This window comes from Paenibacillus sp. FSL F4-0243, assembly GCF_037963295.1.
Lineage (GTDB): Bacteria > Bacillota > Bacilli > Paenibacillales > Paenibacillaceae > Paenibacillus_AQ.
Genome location: NZ_CP150151.1, coordinates 1,898,869 through 1,918,368, shown reverse-complemented (window position 1 = coordinate 1,918,368; position 19,500 = coordinate 1,898,869). Strand labels below are relative to the sequence as shown.

Annotated in this window: 17 protein-coding genes and 1 riboswitch; of the genes, 1 reads left to right on the top strand and 16 read right to left on the bottom strand. The window is 44.4% G+C overall.

Going from position 1 to position 19,500, the window contains the following annotated elements:
* Positions 1-8: 8 nt before the first annotated feature.
* The 8 genes from NSS87_RS08560 to metA all read right to left on the bottom strand — a co-directional run bounded on the left by NSS87_RS08560 (position 9) and on the right by metA (position 8,515).
* The gene (locus NSS87_RS08560) at positions 9-152 is read right to left on the bottom strand and encodes a hypothetical protein (RefSeq protein ID WP_156113077.1); all 144 of its coding nucleotides are present in this window, start codon (positions 150-152) and stop codon (positions 9-11) included.
* 176 nt (positions 153-328) lie between these two features.
* Positions 329-1,174 carry a 3D domain-containing protein gene (locus NSS87_RS08555; RefSeq protein WP_339246275.1) on the bottom strand — a complete coding sequence of 282 codons (846 nt, stop codon included), beginning with the start codon at positions 1,172-1,174 and terminating at the stop codon, positions 329-331.
* Positions 1,175-1,310: 136 nt separating this feature from the next.
* Entirely contained in the window at positions 1,311-3,248 is a 1,938-nt protein-coding gene (gene thrS / locus NSS87_RS08550) for a threonine--tRNA ligase (protein ID WP_076300071.1), read from the bottom strand.
* Between the two features lie 498 nt (positions 3,249-3,746).
* The gene (locus NSS87_RS08545) at positions 3,747-3,914 is read right to left on the bottom strand and encodes a toxin-antitoxin system HicB family antitoxin (RefSeq protein WP_042186214.1); all 168 of its coding nucleotides are present in this window, start codon (positions 3,912-3,914) and stop codon (positions 3,747-3,749) included.
* Positions 3,915-3,925: 11 nt separating this feature from the next.
* Positions 3,926-4,768: an SPFH domain-containing protein gene (locus tag NSS87_RS08540; protein WP_042186213.1), complete on the bottom strand. Its 843-nt coding sequence runs from the start codon at positions 4,766-4,768 to the stop codon at positions 3,926-3,928.
* Positions 4,769-4,980: 212 nt separating this feature from the next.
* Entirely contained in the window at positions 4,981-6,117 is a 1,137-nt protein-coding gene (gene mqnC / locus NSS87_RS08535; RefSeq protein WP_042125644.1) for a cyclic dehypoxanthinyl futalosine synthase, read from the bottom strand.
* 268 nt (positions 6,118-6,385) lie between these two features.
* Positions 6,386-7,558 carry an aminotransferase class I/II-fold pyridoxal phosphate-dependent enzyme gene (locus tag NSS87_RS08530; protein ID WP_042186212.1) on the bottom strand — a complete coding sequence of 391 codons (1,173 nt, stop codon included), beginning with the start codon at positions 7,556-7,558 and terminating at the stop codon, positions 6,386-6,388.
* A 36-nt stretch (positions 7,559-7,594) separates the two neighbouring features.
* Positions 7,595-8,515 (bottom strand): homoserine O-succinyltransferase, encoded by a 921-nt coding sequence (metA, locus tag NSS87_RS08525; protein WP_042186211.1) that lies wholly within the window; start codon positions 8,513-8,515, stop codon positions 7,595-7,597.
* Between the two features lie 113 nt (positions 8,516-8,628).
* Positions 8,629-8,759, bottom strand: a riboswitch (SAM riboswitch).
* Between the two features lie 398 nt (positions 8,760-9,157).
* On the opposite strand from metA, the gene corA reads away from it, so the two are divergent.
* A complete protein-coding gene (gene corA, locus NSS87_RS08520) occupies positions 9,158-10,093 on the top strand; it encodes a magnesium/cobalt transporter CorA (protein WP_042125638.1) in 936 nt (311 codons plus the stop codon).
* An 82-nt stretch (positions 10,094-10,175) separates the two neighbouring features.
* Here the strand turns inward: corA and NSS87_RS08515 are convergent, their stop codons facing one another.
* The 8 genes from NSS87_RS08515 to NSS87_RS08480 all read right to left on the bottom strand — a co-directional run bounded on the left by NSS87_RS08515 (position 10,176) and on the right by NSS87_RS08480 (position 19,327).
* Positions 10,176-11,192, bottom strand: coding sequence for an HRDC domain-containing protein (locus tag NSS87_RS08515; RefSeq protein ID WP_339248475.1), 1,017 nt, complete (start codon positions 11,190-11,192; stop codon positions 10,176-10,178).
* Positions 11,193-11,403: 211 nt separating this feature from the next.
* Positions 11,404-12,285 (bottom strand): ROK family protein, encoded by an 882-nt coding sequence (locus NSS87_RS08510; protein WP_339246269.1) that lies wholly within the window; start codon positions 12,283-12,285, stop codon positions 11,404-11,406.
* A gap of 261 nt (positions 12,286-12,546) precedes the next feature.
* Positions 12,547-13,473 (bottom strand): 5'-3' exonuclease H3TH domain-containing protein, encoded by a 927-nt coding sequence (locus tag NSS87_RS08505; protein WP_042186207.1) that lies wholly within the window; start codon positions 13,471-13,473, stop codon positions 12,547-12,549.
* 210 nt (positions 13,474-13,683) lie between these two features.
* Positions 13,684-15,066, bottom strand: a complete 1,383-nt coding sequence (locus NSS87_RS08500) for a hypothetical protein (RefSeq protein ID WP_339246266.1) — start codon at positions 15,064-15,066, stop codon at positions 13,684-13,686.
* 25 nt (positions 15,067-15,091) lie between these two features.
* Positions 15,092-15,943, bottom strand: coding sequence for a carbohydrate ABC transporter permease (locus NSS87_RS08495; RefSeq protein ID WP_339246263.1), 852 nt, complete (start codon positions 15,941-15,943; stop codon positions 15,092-15,094).
* Complete coding sequence (locus tag NSS87_RS08490; protein ID WP_339246261.1) at positions 15,921-16,979, bottom strand: sugar ABC transporter permease; 1,059 nt, start codon at positions 16,977-16,979, stop codon at positions 15,921-15,923. The genes NSS87_RS08495 and NSS87_RS08490 overlap by 23 nt, the downstream gene beginning before the upstream one ends.
* Before the next feature lie 12 nt (positions 16,980-16,991).
* Positions 16,992-18,257: a sugar ABC transporter substrate-binding protein gene (locus NSS87_RS08485; protein WP_081951063.1), complete on the bottom strand. Its 1,266-nt coding sequence runs from the start codon at positions 18,255-18,257 to the stop codon at positions 16,992-16,994.
* A gap of 20 nt (positions 18,258-18,277) precedes the next feature.
* The gene (locus tag NSS87_RS08480) at positions 18,278-19,327 is read right to left on the bottom strand and encodes a LacI family DNA-binding transcriptional regulator (RefSeq protein WP_042186198.1); all 1,050 of its coding nucleotides are present in this window, start codon (positions 19,325-19,327) and stop codon (positions 18,278-18,280) included.
* Between the last annotated feature and the right edge of the window lie 173 nt (positions 19,328-19,500).

Sequence of the window (19,500 nt, the reverse complement as noted above, 5' to 3'; positions counted from 1 at the left end):
GAAGCGCATTATTGTTGCGGTTTCTGAGCTGGCTTAGAAGTATTTCCACTTTGCTTAGTTGCGCCGTCATTCTCAACAGCAAACTCAGCATTGTATTTTTCATTCGGTGTTTTGTAGTTTTCTTGAACTTTAGATTTTTTATTATTAGCCACGTAATTCACCTCCCTTATCCCTTATGCAGCATAGATAATGCTTACTAAGAGAAAATCTCGGATGAGGCTAATGCTCTGCCCCAGTCCGTATTATGGCAAGGTGATGTCACTATTATGCATGACCAAGTGAAATTAAGTTCAATCCACCAAATTCATTGAAGTATAACCGCTAGATCTTAAATGGATTCTTCCAGCAGGGATTGCGGTACAGCATTATAAGTCTCAATTGCCTGAGTGAGCTTCTTCAGCATCACTTCTGTACATGTACCGTTTCCTCGCTTAATGAGCTGAACTACAACTGATTTTTTGCCCCATTCCTTATACACCTGTTTCGTAGTAGCAAAATACAAATCAATCTTCCGCCCTTTAATGGCAGATCCTGTATCAGCTACGATGCCGTATCCATAACCAGGTATATAAAGTATACTCCCTAACGGGATTACCTTAGGGTCAGCAGCAATAGTCGAGACTGTGTTCTTATCTCTACGTACTTTAACACCTGAATAGGTGATTCCGTATTCGGGATGTTTAGATGTTTTACCTGTTGATTCATAACCCGCAGTATAACCCGTCGCCATCACTTTCATTGAAGTAATAATCTGGTCAGGAGCTGGCGCAGCTACAGGAACAGAATTCGGCGATTTTGAAGAGCCTGTGCCCCCACTCCCTTTGGTAATTGGAGCTTTAGTGCTCTGTGGTGACTTTGTAGCTACTGGTTTATTTTTTGTTGTCGCAGGAACGATCGGTACGCTGGAATATGGCTCGTTTGATAACAAGGTAGCACGGCCAGTGGTGAGAATAGCTTGTTGATCTTTGGTTCTCATTGAACCAGAATTAGCCTGAGTATGTTGCAATTCGTTCGAAAGCGTTTTGCTAATATCTGTGTGCTGTAATGTGTCTCCTGTCCCATTGGCCACAACTGCTTGATGCTTGGATTCAGGAATGATACCTGCAGCAGTCAACAGTAGGACTATTGTGACGAAAAGACACCAAAACCTCTGAAATATGCCCATTTTGTTCATGTGATAAACCTCCCCCTTATTAGCGAAGGTTTCCCGATTCACAAAATTTTATACATAAAGATCAATTTTCAATCCTTATGGGCATATGACAGAGGTCATTATTAGACGTACTTTTGGTGTTGGTTATTACAAGTAATTAGGAGATTACACGGTCAGCAATTTCTTGGGCCAGCAGTTCAATCACTTCTTGAAGTGGCTTAGCTCCCATATCGCCTTCTCCACGCTTACGGATGGAAACTGTCTCGGCATTCATCTCATTCTCTCCAACTACGAACATGTATGGTAGCTTCTCCAGCTGAGCTTCACGGATCTTATAGCCAAGCTTCTCATTACGTAAATCTGCCTCAGCAGAGATACCACGGCGACGCAGCTTGTCTGTAACTTCCTTAGCATAATCGTCGAAGGCAGTCGAAACAGGAATAACTTTAACCTGCTGTGGAGACAGCCAAAGCGGCAGTGATCCTGCAAAGTTCTCTAACAAGAAAGCAACAAAGCGCTCCATAGTACCTAAAATACCGCGGTGTAGAACGACTGGACGGTGTTTCTGACCATCGTCACCGATATATTCCAATTCAAAGCGTTCAGGCAGCAAGAAGTCGATCTGTACAGTGGAGAGAGTTTCTTCTTTGCCTAGTACAGTCTTGATCTGCACATCCAGCTTCGGACCGTAGAAGGCAGCTTCGCCTTCTGCTTCGTAGAATGGCAGACCAGCTTCTTCTACAACTTCACGCAACATACGCTGTGCAGTTTCCCACATTTCGTCATTAGCGTAATATTTCTCTGTATCCTTAGGATCACGATAAGACAACCGGAAACGGTAGTCATTAATACCAAAGTCACTGTATACCTGTTTAATCAACTCGATTACACGAATGAACTCGCCTTTAATTTGATCCAGACGGCAGAAAATATGGGAGTCATTTAGAGTCATCGAACGCACACGGTGCAAGCCAGTCAATGCTCCTGACATTTCATAACGGTGCTGGATACCCAGTTCAGCAATACGGATCGGCAGATCACGATAGCTGTGCATGGAGCTCTTATAAATCATCATGTGATGCGGGCAGTTCATTGGGCGAAGAACAAATTCCTCATTATCAATAGTCATTTTAGGGAACATGTCCTCTTGATAGTGCTCCCAGTGTCCAGAAGTTTTATATAGTTCAACATTACCAAGAACCGGAGTATATACATGCTGGTATCCTAGACTTGCTTCCAGATCCACAATGTAACGCTCCAGAATACTGCGCAGTTTAGCACCCTTAGGCAGCCAGATCGGCAAGCCTTGGCCTACTAATTGATTAAATGTGAAGATTTCAAGCTCTTTACCCAGCTTACGGTGATCGCGTTTCTTGGCTTCTTCAAGCAGACGAAGATGCTCATCGAGCTGCGCTTTTTTAATCCAAGCTGTACCGTATACGCGTTGAAGCATTTTATTCTTGCTATCGCCGCGCCAGTAAGCACCAGCTACATTCATCAATTTAAAGACTTTGATCTTAGAAGTCGACGGTAAGTGTGGTCCACGGCACAAGTCGAAGAATTCGCCTTGTTCATAGATCGAAATCACACTATCTTCAGGCAATGCTTCAATTAGTTCAAGTTTGTAAGGATCGCCTAGCTCACCGAATATTTGGAGCGCTTCCTTACGGCTAACTTCCTTACGTACGATTGGAAGGTTCTCAGAGATAATGCGATCCATTTCCTTTTCAATCTTTAGCAGATCCTCAGGATTAAGCGGATGTTCCAAATCCATATCGTAGTAGAAGCCATCTTCGATAACAGGACCAACACCAAGCTTAACTTCCTTTGTTCCATATAAACGTCTTACAGCTTGCGCCATCAAGTGGGCAGTACTGTGACGCATAACTTCCAAGCCTTCAGGTGAATCCAAAGTTACGATTTCTATCAATGCACCTTCCTCTAGCGGAGTGGACAGATCCACGACAATACCATTCAATTTCCCTGCCACCGCATTCTTGCGAAGTCCACTACTTATAGAAGCCGCTACATCATCAATATTACTACCTTCTGCGTATTCCCGAACGGAGCCGTCCGGAAGTTTAATACTTACCATTTTAATTTCCTCCTTCATTTCCTTAAGCCAAACAACAATTTTAAATTTTTCGAAACGGAAATATCCACGCATACAAAAAACGCCCGTCCCGCAAAGGGACGAGCGATTGCACCCGTGGTTCCACCCAAATTCGATTCTCTCAATCTGCTCTTAAAGCAGAGTCGAGTCAGAATCCTTCGTAAGCATGGAATAACGACCATGAACCGGCGGTTCTTACTATCCCATTTCAGGGAATTCATAACCGCAGCTACAAAGGGGTAAATCGATAGTAGGATACCGGAGGAAATTACAGCCTATGTTCCCTCTCTCTGATACGGTCCAGAACAATCCATTCATATCTTTGTCAAAGCTGTTAACGTGAATTATGGAGTAATTATAAATCTGTCCTCTCTGACAGTCAAGTCTGTAGAGGGGGCAAAATTTTGTAAACCGCGGAAACAGTCACCTACACGGACAGTTCTGCAGCCAGGAAATAGCGCTAGAACTGTCCTTAACAGGTTACTCTTCTCGGCGTTTCCCAGGTAAGCGGCCTGCACGTTTCAAAGACTCACGCAGCAAGTATTCGATATGTCCGTTTACACTGCGAAATTCCTCTCCCGCCCAACGTTCCAACGCCTCATGCAGATCCGGATCGATCCGCAATGGAAAGCTTTTCTTGGCCGCCATGATGCACCGCCTTAATACAACGAGCCGGCGTTAATGACCGGACTCGCTCCGCGCTCCGACACGATCGCCACCATCAGATTATTAATCATGGCCGCTTTACGTTCTTCGTCAAGCTCCACTACACCACTCTCTTTAAGCTGTTTAATCGCCATATCGACCATACCAACTGCACCTTCAACAATGATTTGACGAGCAGACAGAATGGCAGAAGCTTGCTGCCGCTGCAACATGGTGCTGGCGATTTCTGTTGAATAAGCCAAATGTGTAAGCCGGGCTTCAATGACTTCTACACCAGATAAGGACAAACGCTCTTGAAGCTCAGTCGCTAACTCTTTAGCAATTTCATCTGCATTGGCACGCAAGGACATCCCAGATTCATTGAAGTTATCATAAGGGTATTTGCTGGCTACATGACGCAGCGCCGTTTCACTCTGAATCTCTACGAAAGCCATGTATTTATCTACATCAAAGAGGGCTTTAGCGGAGTTAATCACCTTAAAGACGATAACTGCAGCAATTTCAATCGGATTACCTTCAACATCATTGACCTTGAGCTTCACACTGTTAAAGTTACGAACGCGTAGGGAAACCGTCTTACGTACGCTGAACGGAATAACTGCGAACAGTCCACTCGTTGCAATAGTCCCTACATATTTGCCGAAAAAGGTGACTACAACCGACTTATTAGGTTGTACAACCGTAATACTCGTACATAGTATTGCTGATACAACGAACAGAATGACCGGTACTGCAATATACTCCTGAACAGCACCATAGATTCCACCAGCCAAACAAACTGCAATTAATGCGATAACCCAAAATCCGCTGACAGGACGAAGCGTCTTCTCCTTCATAAAAAGCACCCCCATAAGATATTCTTTTGATATGATTATGATATCACTTTTGGATAATAATGTGTATACAAAAATGTAATAAAATAATGAATTTATGTTCACAGGTAAAATAAACCTTCGAAATCTTAACCATACAAAAAAACGCTTGCTGCTCAATCATCCACAAAACGGATTAACGAGCAACAAGCGCTGAATTAATTTATATATTAGTTCTAGTTCTGCATGATGAAATCATTATCAATCTTCGCATTAGCATCATCGAACACGCGCAGAATATCGTAGCGTGTATTCCGCTGTGCCGGGATTTTGCCTGCTTCGCGGATCAGCTGAGTAATCGATTCGATATTGACCTTGTAGGTTGCGCCCGCAGAAGATACTACGTTTTCTTCAATCATCGTACTACCGAAATCGTTGCAGCCATATTGAAGGGAAAGCTTACCGACCTCTGGTCCCATTGTTACCCAAGAGGACTGGAAGTTTTTAATATTGTCTAGAACAAGGCGACTTATGGCTACCGTCTTCAGATATTCTTCAGGCGTTTGTCTATCCAGCTTCAGGTTGGTATTGTCCGGTTGGAAGGTCCAAGAGATAAAGGCCAAGAAACCCTCTGAATCATACTTGTTGGCAATACACTCGTCCTGAGCCTCACGCACACGAAGTAAGTGTAATGCCCGTTCTTCCATACTTTCACCAAGTCCAATGACCATCGTAGCTGTCGTATTCATACCGATCTTATGCGCTGTCTGCATGACATCCATCCACTCGCGCCATGAGCCTTTAAGTCGGCTGATCTTGCGTCGTGTGCGATCATCGAGAATTTCCGCTCCACCACCTGGTAGTGAATCCAGGCCAGCAGCATGGATTTCACGCACAACTTCCTCGAGCGATAATCCAGATACTTCTTTCATCTTCATAATCTCAGCAGGAGAGAAGGAGTGCATTGTAATCTCAGGAAAACGTTGCTTAATTCCGCGAAGTATATCGGTATAATAGCTGAAAGGAAGATTTGGGTTCGTACCGCCTTGCATCAGTATTTCTGTACCATTTACAGCGATAGTCTCAGCGATTTTTTGGTAAATCGTCTCATCCGGCAATACATAACCCTCATCAGAGCCAGGTCTGCGATAAAATGCGCAGAAACGGCAGTAGACATCACATACATTCGTATAGTTAATATTACGACCAATTACAAACGTGGCCATCGGGTCTGGATGCCAGCGTTCCATTATGGTGTTTGCAGCTGCACCCATTTTCTCAATTTCGTTGCTCTCGAACAGCCGGATGGTATCTTCCAATTGGAGACGTTCACCCCGTAGGGCTTTGTCCAAAATAAGATCTATCGCACTCATCGTTCGCATCCTCCTTCTAAACCCTTAGGGGTATGGTAGAATCACAAAATTACAGGAAGAAAAAACGTTGTCTCTTTTTTCAAGGTGACAACCCTTTCTCATACAATTGAACAGTTCATTTCCTCATCGTATCACAATCTGAACAGCTTGAAAAATGCTTTTACATTCTTCGCAAATTCCTATCCAGAAGAAAAGCAGCATCGCACTAAGCGATACTGCTAGTTATACTCTATTTCTCCACTAACACTCGATTGAACATTTCTTCCTGTTACTTGGACTCAATTTCTGCCCTAGCGGCTTCTAGTGCTTGGCTAAGATCAGCAATCAAATCCTCTGCATGTTCAATACCGACGGAGAAGCGCAGTAAACGATCATCTACACCCACAGCATTTCGAATCTCCACAGGAATATCAGCATGCGTTTGTACAGCCGGATAAGTCATCAGTGACTCTACACCGCCCAAGCTTTCTGCGAATGCAATAAGACGAATATGACGAAGAAGCGGCTCTACGTATCTGGCATCTTTTAATTTGAAAGAAAAAATACCGGTATTGCCTGAAGATTGGCGATTCTGGATTTCATGTCCTGGATGATCAGGCAATCCTGGATGGAACACTTCCGCAATCGCTGGATGCTCTAATAAGTAGTGAGCGATCGCTAATGCATTGCTTTCGTGACGCTCCATACGCAGCGCCAATGTCTTCAAGCCCCTCATCAACTGATAACTGTCTGTTGGTCCGAGCACGGCGCCAATAGAGTTATGTAGAATAGCTAATTCAGCTGATAATTCTACACCCTTGGATACAATCAGGCCTGCCAGTACATCATTATGACCACCCAAATACTTAGTAGCGCTATGAACTACAATATCCGCACCTAATTCTATAGGCCGTTGGAAGAATGGAGTCAGCAGCGTATTATCTACAATGCTAAGTAACCCATGATGACGTGCCCAAGTGCACACGGCTTCAATATCCGTGATCATCATAAGTGGGTTCGTTGGCGTTTCAATAAATACAGCTTTCGTATTTGGACGACGCGAAGTTTCCAGTGCATCCAAATCATTCGTGTCTACATATGAAGCAGTGATTCCAAACTTGGACATAATCCGTTCCAACAAACGATAGGTACCGCCGTAAAGATCCAGCGAAACGATCAGATGGTCGCCTTGAGCGAACAAGGTAAGCACCGTTTGTATCGCTGCCATCCCTGAGCTACAAGCAAATCCTGCATCTCCGGATTCCAGTTCTGCAGCTGCATTCTCAAGCACTGAACGGGTCGGACTCTTGGTACGGCTATAATCAAACCCTGTGCTCTGACCGAGTTTTGGATGACGAAATGCCGTTGCATTATAAATCGGAAAATTAATTGCTCCTGTGGCTGGATCTTCTTGAGAACCTATTTGAGCCAGTCTACTTTCAATCCTAAGTTTGTCATCCATGATTAATGCCTCCTAATTTATATTGTAGCGCTATTATTAGTAAACAATCGGGTCGATATCATAAGGCGTTTCTTGATATACATAGTAATTGAGCCAGTTAGAGAATAATAAATTGGCATGCGCACGCCACACTGCTGGAGGTGTACGTTCTGGATCATCTTTAGGGAAGTAATGTTTCGGCAAAGCCATCTCCATCCCTCTAGACACATCACGGTCATATTCCCATTTCAAGGATAGAGGATCGTATTCGGAATGTCCGGTCACAAATATTTGTTTACCGTCGTTTGTAGCCACTAGATACATACCAGCTTCTTCGGATTCCGCCAGAATCTGCAGATCTGGATTATTCTCAATATCTTCACGGGAGACATCGGTATGACGAGAGTGTGGTACATGGAATACCTCGTCAAAGCCGCGCAACAGTTTAATGTTATTTTGATTAATCGTATGAGGGAAGACGCCAAAACATTTCTCAGGCAATGCCACTTTACGAACACCAAAATGATGATATAAGCCTGCCTGTGCCGCCCAACAAATATGCATGGTTGAAGTCACATTGTCCTTGCTCCATTCAAAAATCTCTTTCAGTTCTTCCCAATACGATACTTCCTCGAACTCCATTTGTTCTACAGGAGCACCTGTAACGATTAAACCATCCAAACGGCGGTGGCTGATCTCGTCAAAGGTTTTGTAAAAGCTCTTCAAATGTTCAGCAGAAGTATTCTTGGAAATATGGGAACGCGGATGCAATAAAGTAACATCAACTTGTAGTGGCGAATTTCCAATTAAACGCAGCAATTGAGTCTCTGTCGTCTCTTTAGTCGGCATGAGGTTCAGAATAGCAATCCGTAGTGGACGGATATCCTGATGGAAAGCCTGACTTTCGTCCATCACAAAAATATTTTCTCCGGATAGTACTTCTTTCGCCGGTAAACTGTCGGGAATTTTAATTGGCATTGTCTTTCCACTCCTTAGCTGAATTTAGTTATTTTGCCGCACTGCGGCTTGCTGAACATAAAAAGACCTTCCTCGGAAATCGAGAAAGGTCATATCTACAGTCATATGCGCCTCTCTCATCTGCCAGAATGTTCCTGAAAACGATTAGACGTCTGCAGAAATTCCGCAAGAATTAGCACCGTGCGTTTACACGCCGGTTGCCGGGTTTCATAGGGCTAGTCCCTCCACCTGCTCTTGATAAGATTTAGCTGTATTCAATTAAATTACTTTAAAATTCACTTTAAATCATGAACCTCCTTTTCGTCAAGTCCATACAATGCTGAAGAAGCCTCAAAATCACAATAAATTTGCTTGAAAGAGGCATACTCCGTTGTTATACTAGACAAGTATTTCATACCTGAACGAAAAGAAGAGGTGAGAAGAAGGATGGAAGGCGACCCGAGCTCGCAAATATGTGTACAGAATGAGCAACCACACAGGATAATCATCAGCTTGCCGGCGGCGGGAGCAGTTCTTCTTCATGCCCTCGAAACGTCATTTGGCCCTATGTATTGATTGTACCGCCGGCCAAGCTGATTTTTTTCTCTGTGCTTAATTTAGCAGTCCCTAGTGAAGACCTGGGGATAGGAGGAGTGAAATCAGATGAAAATCCGGCTGGTAAATGCAGGGGTTTTTACACCTATTGATGAAATTGATGAAACACTAACACCCCCAACGGAAGGGTTCTATTGGATTGACGCCGATGTTGAGGATTTGGAGCTGCTTCAGCCCTTGTTCAACCTACATGATCTTGCTGTTGAGGATTGCCTTAGCGAAGAGGATCAGCGTCCAAAGATCGAAATATACGAAAGTCACTACTTTATAGTTGTAAATAGCATCCGCTTTGACGATGAAGAAATTTTCCTACGGGCGCTCAATGTATTCCTTGGAAGACATTACATCATCACTGTCACGAAACAAAAGATCAATGAACTACGAATCCTGAAGCCTATGCTCTGGGAGCAAGAAGTAAGTGAACCGGATATGTTCCTTTACTTGCTAATTGACCTTGTCGTTGATAACTATTTCTCCGTCGGCGACCGAATTGAAGCTCGGATTGAGAAGCTGGAAGAAGATATCCTCATGCATACCAAGAAGTCACATCTCAGTGAAATTATCGGTCTGCGAAGTGAAATTCTATGGTTGAAGAAAATGCTGGGGCCACAAAAAGAAGTGATCAATACCCTAAATAAAAAAGACCTCCGTCTGATTGATGATCAGCTGCAGAAATATTTTAGCGACATTTATGAAAATGCGGTTAAAATATCTGAAACCTTTGAGACGTATCGCGATCTCATGGGCAACTTACGAGAGGCATACCAATCCAGTATCGCCAACCGCGCGAATGAAATTATGAGAGTATTTACTGCGATTACAACAATATTCATGCCCCTGACCGTAATTACCGGAATCTACGGTATGAACTTTGATCATATGCCCGAGCTTCATACGAAATATGGCTATTATGGCGTTATAGGCGTTATGTTGACGTTAGGCTGTGGGATGCTGTATGTTTTCCGCAAGAAGGAATGGCTATGAAACAAACCGGACGAATAAGCAAGACGAAGGACCTGTAACCGTAAGGTATAAGGAAGCCTTCGTCTTTTTGGTATGCGCAAATTTAAAAACTGGTCGCCATACCCACTTTATGCGTTTGCTCTCGACGGAAACGGATGCGGATCAATCGCAGACGCTCATAATAAATATCCAATCCTTCAGCAGCGGAAAAGTCGTCGCCATACACCTTATGTAACACCGGTTTTAGGAAAAGATCCCCGAGCTCCACATAGGCATTCCATATAGCATCCTGCTCATTCTGCGGCATATTGCCAAGCTCTACATGGATTAGCTTCTCGACGGAATAACCTTCTCTTTCTAGCTCCTCTACCGCTTCTATAAGTTCACGCCGGTTCACTCCACTATTCACCTTAAGCTGTTCCAAGCCCAACCCATTCTCGATCCCCTGCAGCAAAATCCTCCGCAAGCGCAGTCGTTCTAGCTGCTTCTTATATTTGACTTCTTTCTGTTTATAAAGCCAAGAGACGAAAGACTCCTCTTCAATTACTTCATGCACCCAATTTAGAGGGAAAGCATGTTCCCTTGCCACCGCAGTAGTTATAACCAGCCAATCAGCCCCAAACTGCGCTATCTTGCCTTCTCCAACACCCGGAATTTGCATCAGTTCCTCTGGCGTATGCGGTAGAAATGTACTTAACAAGCGCAACAGACGATTACTGGCGAGAATATAGGGCGCCTTCCGTTCACTCGAAGCCTTACCACGGCGCCAAGCACATAACTCTTCATAAATGGCTTCATTGCCATAATGTTCGCTGTAATATTGAAGCTTCAGCTGTTCCTGATTACGCCCAGTAAGACTATCCTCCTCGTGGAATATCCCATCGATTAAGGGTCGATAGCCATCTCCCATCTTCACTGCTAGCTCATGCCTGTATACACAGAGCATCTCATTCCATGAACCACCTTCATACCACAAATTCTCAATGTAATTCTCCCCACCTGAAAAATCACGCCAGCCCAAACTCCAGATCCCCTCTTCCTCTCCAATCCACAGCTGGGCGTACACCTCTTGATCCACTCCAGATATTCTGGATAAACGGTTCATAAACACAATTTGCATATTCATCCCTACCTTTCTCAACATTACAGCAAGCACAATAACCTTCCGGGAAGAGCCTCCTTCGGAGCGAACAAATCCTTTTTCAATCCGACCCCGAACGCAAAAAAGCACCTCTCTCACGATAAACGCGAAAGAGGTGCTCCCTCATTAAATGCTATACTGTTAGATCCTAGAATACCATATATTACCGAACAGTCAATGTCTTTTTATACTAGCTTCTAGCTAGAGCTAATGTAGCCAATCCAATCGCTCCAGCAAGCCCTGCATTGTCTCCAAGACCTGGTGAGACAACATAATTATCGATGTCAATATTAAGCGATGGATGCTGAACATATCCGCTCAATAACTCTTGCAGCTTAGTGCGAATTAACGGGAACAGGTGGCTTTGCTTCATAACACCACCGCCCATTACGATTTTTTGAGGAGACAGAATCAGCACATAGTTCATGAGTGCATGTGCAAGATAGTGAGCTTCCATTTCCCAAGCCGGATGGTCCACTGGTAGCTCTCCTGCCGGTTGTCCCCAGCGTTTGCCGATCCCCGGACCTGCGGCTAATCCTTCAAGACAATCGCCATGATAAGGACAGTAACCCTCAAACGTATCCTCTGGATGTCTACGAACTAGAATATGTCCCATCTCAGGATGTGACAATCCATGGACCATCTGGCCGCCAACAACCGCTCCTGCTCCAATGCCTGTCCCAACCGTAATATAAAGACAGCTGTCCAAACCTTTAGCCGCTCCCCATTTACTTTCCGCAAGCGCTGCACCATTCACATCCGTGTCAAAGCCGATCGGAACGTTAAATTGCTCAGCCATTGTGCCTACCAGATTATATTGTCCCCAGTGAGGTTTTGGTGTCGTTGTTATGTAACCATAAGTAGGGCTTTCCAGTACGGGATCAATCGGTCCAAAAGATCCGATTCCGAATGCTTCTACATTCTTCTCTTTAAAATAGTCTATTACTAGTCCCATCGTTTCTTCCGGTGTTGTTGTCGGAAAGCTAACTCGGTCAACAATGGTACCGTCCTCATAACCAATCCCACATACAAACTTTGTTCCGCCTGCTTCAATCGCTCCCAATAGCTTCACAGCAATTCTCTCCCTTTCTCTAGTTAGAAGTTGAAACGCTACCCATACACAAATGAATAATATCATTAAAAAAAGCAATCACCAGCCCTAATTATACGTCGAATGAAGCGCTATCACAACATGTATAAACGCCTTTGGCATCCTTATAAGGACGGTAGCGTTTAAGAGAGAAAGATAAGGATAATGTATAGCTTGAAACTTATACGTTCTTATAGTTTAACAAAACACCCTCCATGCATCTTTGCATGAAGGGTGTCTTCTTTAACCCAAATCGCCTAACTCAATCTGTACAATTCCTCGTTCGTCCTGCACCTCAGCAATCAAATGCATCAAGCTGCCGAACTCTAGCTCCTGAAATTTGCGCGCAGCTGTTTCCCGCTGTAGTTGCCACAAGGCTTCCGTCAGCTCGCAGACCACTGGTACATCGCAACGGATTTCCGCTAGCTCTCGCGATAAATGCAGCATATCCAGATCTGCTTCGATTTTGGTACGCACACCTTTAGGGAGCAGATGCAGATTCTCAATTACACCTTCAACTGTTCCGTATTCGGTCAGCAGTTTCAGCGCAGTCTTCTCACCAATCCCTTTTACACCGGGATAATTATCACTGGTATCGCCCATAAAGCCTTTCAGGTCAATCACCTGTCTAGGCGTTAGACCCTTTTCCTCCAGCAATTCTGCAAGGTCATACACTTTATAGTTAGAGCGTCCCTTTTTCATAATGACGACCTTAACATTCTCATCAATAAGCTGAAGCATATCATGGTCACCCGTCAAAATATATACCTCAGAGTTTTCACTGTAACAAGAAGCCAGCGTACCAATGCAATCATCCGCTTCATAACCTGCAAGTCCAATATTCGGCACCCCAAGCTCAGCTACTACATCTTTTACTAGATCGAACTGTGGAATCAGCTCTAACGGGGCTTCAATCCGATTCGATTTGTATCCATCGTATTTCTCGGTGCGGAACGTTCCTTTGCCCATATCCCAGCAGCATACGACGTGAGAAGGCTCAAATGTGCTTACCGCATCGAAAAAATACTGCAAAAAACCATACACCGCATTCGTCGGCAATCCAGCTTTTGTCTTGCGAATATATCCTCCATAAGAGGTCGCATAAAAGGCCCGGAACAGCAGAGCCATTCCATCTACAAGCATTACACGGCCCGTTGTTTCTGCTCTCATGTATAAACCTCTCCCTTAATCGTTCATTGTATTGTTATTAAGCGCTTGTCCATGTTATTGCACAAAGAGTATTCTATCAGAAAATACATGATCTGATAAGGGATCATATAGTTACACATATGGGAGCTTATTCTTATCCTTTGAAATTAACATAAAAGACCACGCTCTCAAAATGAGAAGCATGGCCTTTTGTTGTTTAGCTAGATACGATTATTGCACAGCGGACACACGGTGTGTCTCACCTTCAGCTACTTCAAGTGTAATAAAGCTAATTAGTCCTCTACCATCAGTTGATTCCTGCTTTGCTGTGATGGCAGTGCCGTTATGGTATAACTTACTAACATTTCCAGGGAAGGCCGCTTTCCAGACAAAAGGCTCTCCAGATTGCAACGTAATTGCACTTTCTGTGTTGCCATTATGTTTAACCGTGAGAGTACGGTCGAGAATTGGGATCTCCCCCATCTCCGCCCATTCCAGAGAATGTGTAAGGGCAGGCAGTGTGCTGATTAAAGATGCTCCATTCGCCGCAATTCCCATCAATCCGGTAGCTATGGAACCAATCACGCAATAAGACACTTCTGGGTAATCCCGGCGATCTAGAGTAGGGTCAACCAGCTCCTTCAACTCGTTGAAGGCCTCCTCTTTCTCTCCATACCGATAGAAAATATCCGGCAGATAGGTTTTCCCCTCGACATTGGCTACACGATTGACTTTGACATCCTCCAGCGCCATACGCAGTTTTTCCTGATTACTGATCGAACCGTAATAGAGTGGAAGAAAGTTGCCCTCAGCATGGTAGTCCGTTACGAAGGACCGGTCTTGCAGCATCGCACCGTAGAAACGATCTTTTGCTTCATTCCACCAGTCTTTCTCGTAAAGCTGTTCCAGTTCTTTCGCCTTGTCGGCATACTGCTTCGCTTCTCCAGCTTGGCCTCTAAGACTAGCGAGATGGGCAAACGCTCGGTATCCAGAAATCTGTGCGCCGATCATATCACCGCCGAGCAGCGGATGAAGTCCAGCTTCATTGAAAGTCGCCAAACCTCTTCGGCCATACTCCGGATAATACTCCAATAGACCATCGCCATCTTTATCCCAAGTCTTCGTATATTCATTTAATGTTAATTCGAAGAATTCCAGCAGCTTGCTATCGTTTAAATAATAGTTATCGCCCGTCCATTGGTATTGTCGCCAGCTTGTGTCGATAATATCGAAGTTTGCAGGGAGATTGTACCAGAAGTCCTGGTCATTATCATAATCAACTGGGGCAGGCACATTGTCCTTAGTGATCTCCCAGTATGTACACCAGTCCCGCGATTCCGCAATGTTCTCAGCAAAACGCATGATCATATTCTTAGTATGAAGTCGAAGCCCCAGTACAGCAGCTCCATTGCTATGATGCATAACATCACGAATGCAAAAAGCTTCACGTTCAGGCAATGCTGCCTCATACCATAGCCCAACGTCATCTTCACCAAAATGGGCATATGCTAGTGCCTGCTGTTTGGCCCAGACAAAACCTTCGTTCAACTCTTTGTCAGAGGATTGGAAAGTTACTGCACCTGCTTTAGACTTTATTTCATTCAGATGAGTCATCTCAAAGTCACTCCTGTTATTCTGTTTAGCTTTCCTTAGAACCCGAGAAGGTCAGACCCTCCATAAATGCCTTTTGCGATGTAAAGAACAATAGTATACATGGCAGAGTTATTACGACTGCTGCAGCCATCAACAAATTGGTATCTGTGGCATAGGTGCCTTGAAATCCAGCGAGTCCGAGCGTGAGCGTCTTCCATTTATCGCTGTTAATATAAATCAGCGGCCCCATGAAGTTGTTCCAGGATCCCATGAAGACCATGACGCCAACAGCCATCAAAGCCGGTTTGGACAGCGGGAGGAAGATCGTCCGCCAAATTTTAAAGTAACCGCATCCGTCGATGATTGCCGCTTCCTCAAGCCCAACAGGCAACCGGGAATAAAACTGGCGCAATAAGAAAATATAGAATGCTGAGCCAAAGAAAGCCGGAACGATCAATGGATAAAGTGTATCGAGCATGCCCAGCTTTTTGAACAAAATGAACTGTGGGATCATCGTTACTTCACCGGGTAGCAGCATGGTTGAGAGGACGAGTACGAATAGGAATTCGCTTCCTCTAACCTTTAACCGAGCAAACGCGTAGCCGACAAGCGAACAGGACAGCACCGTACCTATAATGGGCAGAACGGTTGTAATCAAGGTATTAAGCAAATATTGCGGGAATGGAAAGGCCGTGAGTGCCTTGGCATAGTTGGCCCAACGCCAGTGCTCCGGCCAAATACTCATCCCCGAAACTGCAAGCTCCTCTAGACTTCGCAATGAGGCAGAGACCATCCAAACAAATGGATACAGGAACGCAACGCTCCCGATCAGCAGCAGAAGATAGGCCAGCCAGTGCCACTTTTTCTTTGCAGAATTACGCTCTTTTTTGACGGACACGACGCTTCCTCCCTCCGGTTTGCTCTGTTTCGTAGTACACCCATAAAGCACTGCTGCGGAATACAATCGCGGTGAACACTAGGATAATTACAAAGAGTACCCAGGCCAGCGCAGAACCGTAGCCCATTTTGAACCACATAAAGGCATTTTGATATAGGTAATAAGCATAGAACAGCAATGAATTATCTGGCCCTCCGTTGATCATGAAACCTTGGGTAAACGTCTGGAAGGCGCCTATCATACTTGTGACTGTATTGAAGAAAAGGATAGGCGAGATCTGAGGCAGAGTAACATGCCATATTTTTCTCGCGGCAGTGGCACCATCGATTTCGGCCGCTTCATATAAACTTTGCGGAATGTCTGACAAGCCGGCCAGATAAATGATCATATTACCGCCAACGGTCCAAAGGCTCATAATAATTACCGCAGGCATCGACCAATCCGGACTCGAGAACCAACCAGGACCTTCAATGCCAACCAAACGCAGCAGCGAGTTCACGAGACCGACATTCGGATTAAAGATCCAGATGAACAGTACCATTTGTGCAACACCCTGCACCAGTGTAGGGAGATAATAGATCGTACGGAAAATATAAATACCGCGAAGCTTCAGATTCATCAGGATTGCAATAGCAAACGACAAAATGACCTGCAGCGGAACACTTACCAATGTGTAATAAAAAGTAACGGACAACGATTTATAGAAAAGTGTGTCTTTGAACAACATCCGGTAATTGTCCAGCCCCGTCCACTGCGGATCACTGACCACTTCCCATTTATTGAAGCTGATATAGAACGAGAAGATCATCGGGCCTACCGTAAACAATAGAAAACCGATAATCCAGACCGAAACGAACATATAAAAGCTAGCCGTTTTGGTATGCATAATCTTCTTCTTCACCAGCATTCTCATCAATACAAAAATAACAATGAAGACCAGCGCAATCACGGTCAGAAAAGGGAGAAGCGGCAGTAAATCTGCCGGCATCCCCATTCCTTCATAGAAATTGTAAATCCCTTCTATTATTCCATTCATAGTATTCTCCCGTTAGTTTTGTTGTAGGATCTTATTAATCTTCTCTGCTACCTGCGGGAATACTTCCTTAACATCCTTTTGACCAATTCCGATCGGGGTCGTATCGTCGATAGCTTTCATCTCGTTACCGATCTCATTCGTACGCTTCTGAGCTTCCTGTGCATGCTGCTTCTCCGCAGCAAGAACGAAGGCATTCAGATTCTTATCCGGATAAATGGCTTCAAATGCACTAGTAGCACTGCTCAGAACAGGAATTCCATAGGCATTTTTGTTGCCCCCAATAATTTTTTGAGTTTCTTCATTCTGTGTCAGGTGATTAATGAAAATCTTAGCCGCTTCCGCGTTCTTGCTGTCTTTGCTAAGTGCCAGACCGTTGACTTCCTTAGAACCGCCACCTCCAGGGAACGGTACTAGATCCCATTTAAAGCTTTCTACTTCAGCCATCTGCGGTAGGTACCAAGGACCAAAGTCGGTGAACATACCGATTCTCCCGCCAAGATACCAGTTCATCATGTTCTGACCTTGTTTTTCTGTATCATTCGGTACAATACCCTCTTGCTTGGAAGCAACCATATACTCAGCGGCTTTAATGGCTTCAGGCTCACCCAATGCTGATTGGGTCAGATCATCACTATAGAATTGCCCACCGAACGAATAGATCCAGTTGCCCAGGTATAGCGGTTCAGAACCAAAAACCTTGGTAGCTCCCTCACCAGATGTTAGCTTCTTGGCGATATCATTGAACTCATCAGTCGTCATTGGCTCCGTTTTGCTCGGAAGCGGAATGTCATTCTTCTCAAAAAGGTCCACATTAATTGCCATAACCTTAGGCTTAATAATAAAAGGCGCCGCGTAGGCTTTGCCATCTACACTCATGGAATCAAGCAGTGTAGGCGAGCTGAAGACGGATCCATCCACTTCTAATTCTTGGAAAGCGTTTGCAAAACCAGGTAAATCCCCTCCGGAGATCAGCATCACATCCGGTGCAGTCCCCCCGGCAATCATCGTCTGTAATTTCGTCAGATAATCCTTTTGAATCCATTGACTTTCTACTTGAATATCTGGATAAGTCTTCTTAAAGTTATCTATCGCTTGCTTAATGGCGTCAGCCTCTGACTGGGCTCCCCAATAAGCAAACGTAATTTTCCCTTTAGGTGTCCCACTGTTACCGCCAGAGTTTGAGGAGCTTTGGGCTGTGTTTCCTCCGTTACCGGAGCAAGCGGATAAAGCAATTACAACAAGCAGAGATAAAACAATCAAAGACCATTTTTTCATCATGTTGTCCCCCTTTTGAATGTTTAACTACCTTCAGATGAATGGGTTTCTGCACCGCAGCTGCTTCTGATGATCAGTTTAGATGGAAGTACAATCTTTAACGGCACTTCTCTACCACCGATACGTTCCAGCAGCATCTTTACCGCGCTCTGACCCATCTGTTCTGTATAGATTTTCACCGTCGTTAACGGCGGATTAGCATAGGCGGCCATTTCAATATCATCGATACCGACGATGGCTACATCTTTGGGAACCTTTAAGCCCGCTTCCTTCAGCGCCCTTCCGGCTGCGATAGCCATCGGGTCCGAACCGATCAAAAAGGCCTCCGGCAAGTTTTGCTTCTCAATCGCATCCTTCATGAGCTGATATCCAGTGGACATAGAAAAGTTATTGCCGATGTGGACATGTTCAGGCATGTACAAATTCTTTTGCTTCATATAAGCTTCAAAGCTACTTTGCCGCTGATCCAATGAATCTGTACCGGAATTGGAGCCAAAACGATTAATGAAATCACGCGAGCTAATTAGACCGATCCTCGTATATCCAAGTCCAAGAAGATGATCTAATGCTGTTCGAGTTACTTTATCGAAGTCGTTAACAACGGAATCAAAGCGATTCTCATCCGGTGAGTAGTCCACAAAGACGACATTCTGTATCCGACTAAAAAATAAATTATAAGGATCAAACTCGAATTTCCCAATCACAATAAGTCCATCTAAACCTGACAGGCTTTCATAGGATTCATGGTTTACCCAGCGGATAGTACGAGTAATATGCAGACCAAGCTGATTGAACTCTTTCTCGATTTGCAGTCTGATGGATAAATAATAGGGGTCCTCTGATTCAAATTGCTCCGAACAAAAGGTTACCAACCCAATTTTATAATCTTTCAGATGTGCCGCATGAGTTACTGGACGTCGCTGACTCCCTTTATATTGCAGTTGTTCCGCAGCGGACAGAATCTTTCTCCTTGTTTCCTCCAATACCGATAACGAAGGATCTCCGTTCAGCACCCGGGAAACAGTAGATGCAGATACCCCTGCCAGACTTGCGATATCACGAATAGTTGCCAAAACTAATCACCTTTTCACTTCATATTTGGGAAACACCCCTCACAATCATTTTATAGTTTAGCCAATCATTTGCCAATCTAAATTATGTTTGTTTACTAAACATCAGTGAACTTATGCGTGGTTCTAATATAACAGGGATTATTTTGTTTGACAATACTTATATTTAATCGCTT

Bases quoted from the DNA above. Each gene is read 5' to 3' on its own strand.
- corA (WP_042125638.1), top strand. From the start codon at position 9,158: ATGAAAATCCGGCTGGTAAATGCAGGGGTTTTTACACCTATTGATGAA.
- NSS87_RS08490 (WP_339246261.1), bottom strand. From the start codon at position 16,979: ATGAATGGAATAATAGAAGGGATTTACAATTTCTATGAAGGAATGGGG.
- NSS87_RS08555 (WP_339246275.1), bottom strand. From the start codon at position 1,174: ATGAACAAAATGGGCATATTTCAGAGGTTTTGGTGTCTTTTCGTCACA.
- NSS87_RS08485 (WP_081951063.1), bottom strand. From the start codon at position 18,257: ATGATGAAAAAATGGTCTTTGATTGTTTTATCTCTGCTTGTTGTAATT.
- NSS87_RS08515 (WP_339248475.1), bottom strand. From the start codon at position 11,192: ATGCAAATTGTGTTTATGAACCGTTTATCCAGAATATCTGGAGTGGAT.
- NSS87_RS08500 (WP_339246266.1), bottom strand. From the start codon at position 15,066: ATGACTCATCTGAATGAAATAAAGTCTAAAGCAGGTGCAGTAACTTTC.
- mqnC (WP_042125644.1), bottom strand. From the start codon at position 6,117: ATGAGTGCGATAGATCTTATTTTGGACAAAGCCCTACGGGGTGAACGT.
- thrS (WP_076300071.1), bottom strand. From the start codon at position 3,248: ATGGTAAGTATTAAACTTCCGGACGGCTCCGTTCGGGAATACGCAGAA.
- NSS87_RS08545 (WP_042186214.1), bottom strand. From the start codon at position 3,914: ATGGCGGCCAAGAAAAGCTTTCCATTGCGGATCGATCCGGATCTGCAT.
- NSS87_RS08530 (WP_042186212.1), bottom strand. From the start codon at position 7,558: ATGGATGACAAACTTAGGATTGAAAGTAGACTGGCTCAAATAGGTTCT.
- NSS87_RS08505 (WP_042186207.1), bottom strand. From the start codon at position 13,473: ATGAGAGCAGAAACAACGGGCCGTGTAATGCTTGTAGATGGAATGGCT.
- NSS87_RS08540 (WP_042186213.1), bottom strand. From the start codon at position 4,768: ATGAAGGAGAAGACGCTTCGTCCTGTCAGCGGATTTTGGGTTATCGCA.
- metA (WP_042186211.1), bottom strand. From the start codon at position 8,515: ATGCCAATTAAAATTCCCGACAGTTTACCGGCGAAAGAAGTACTATCC.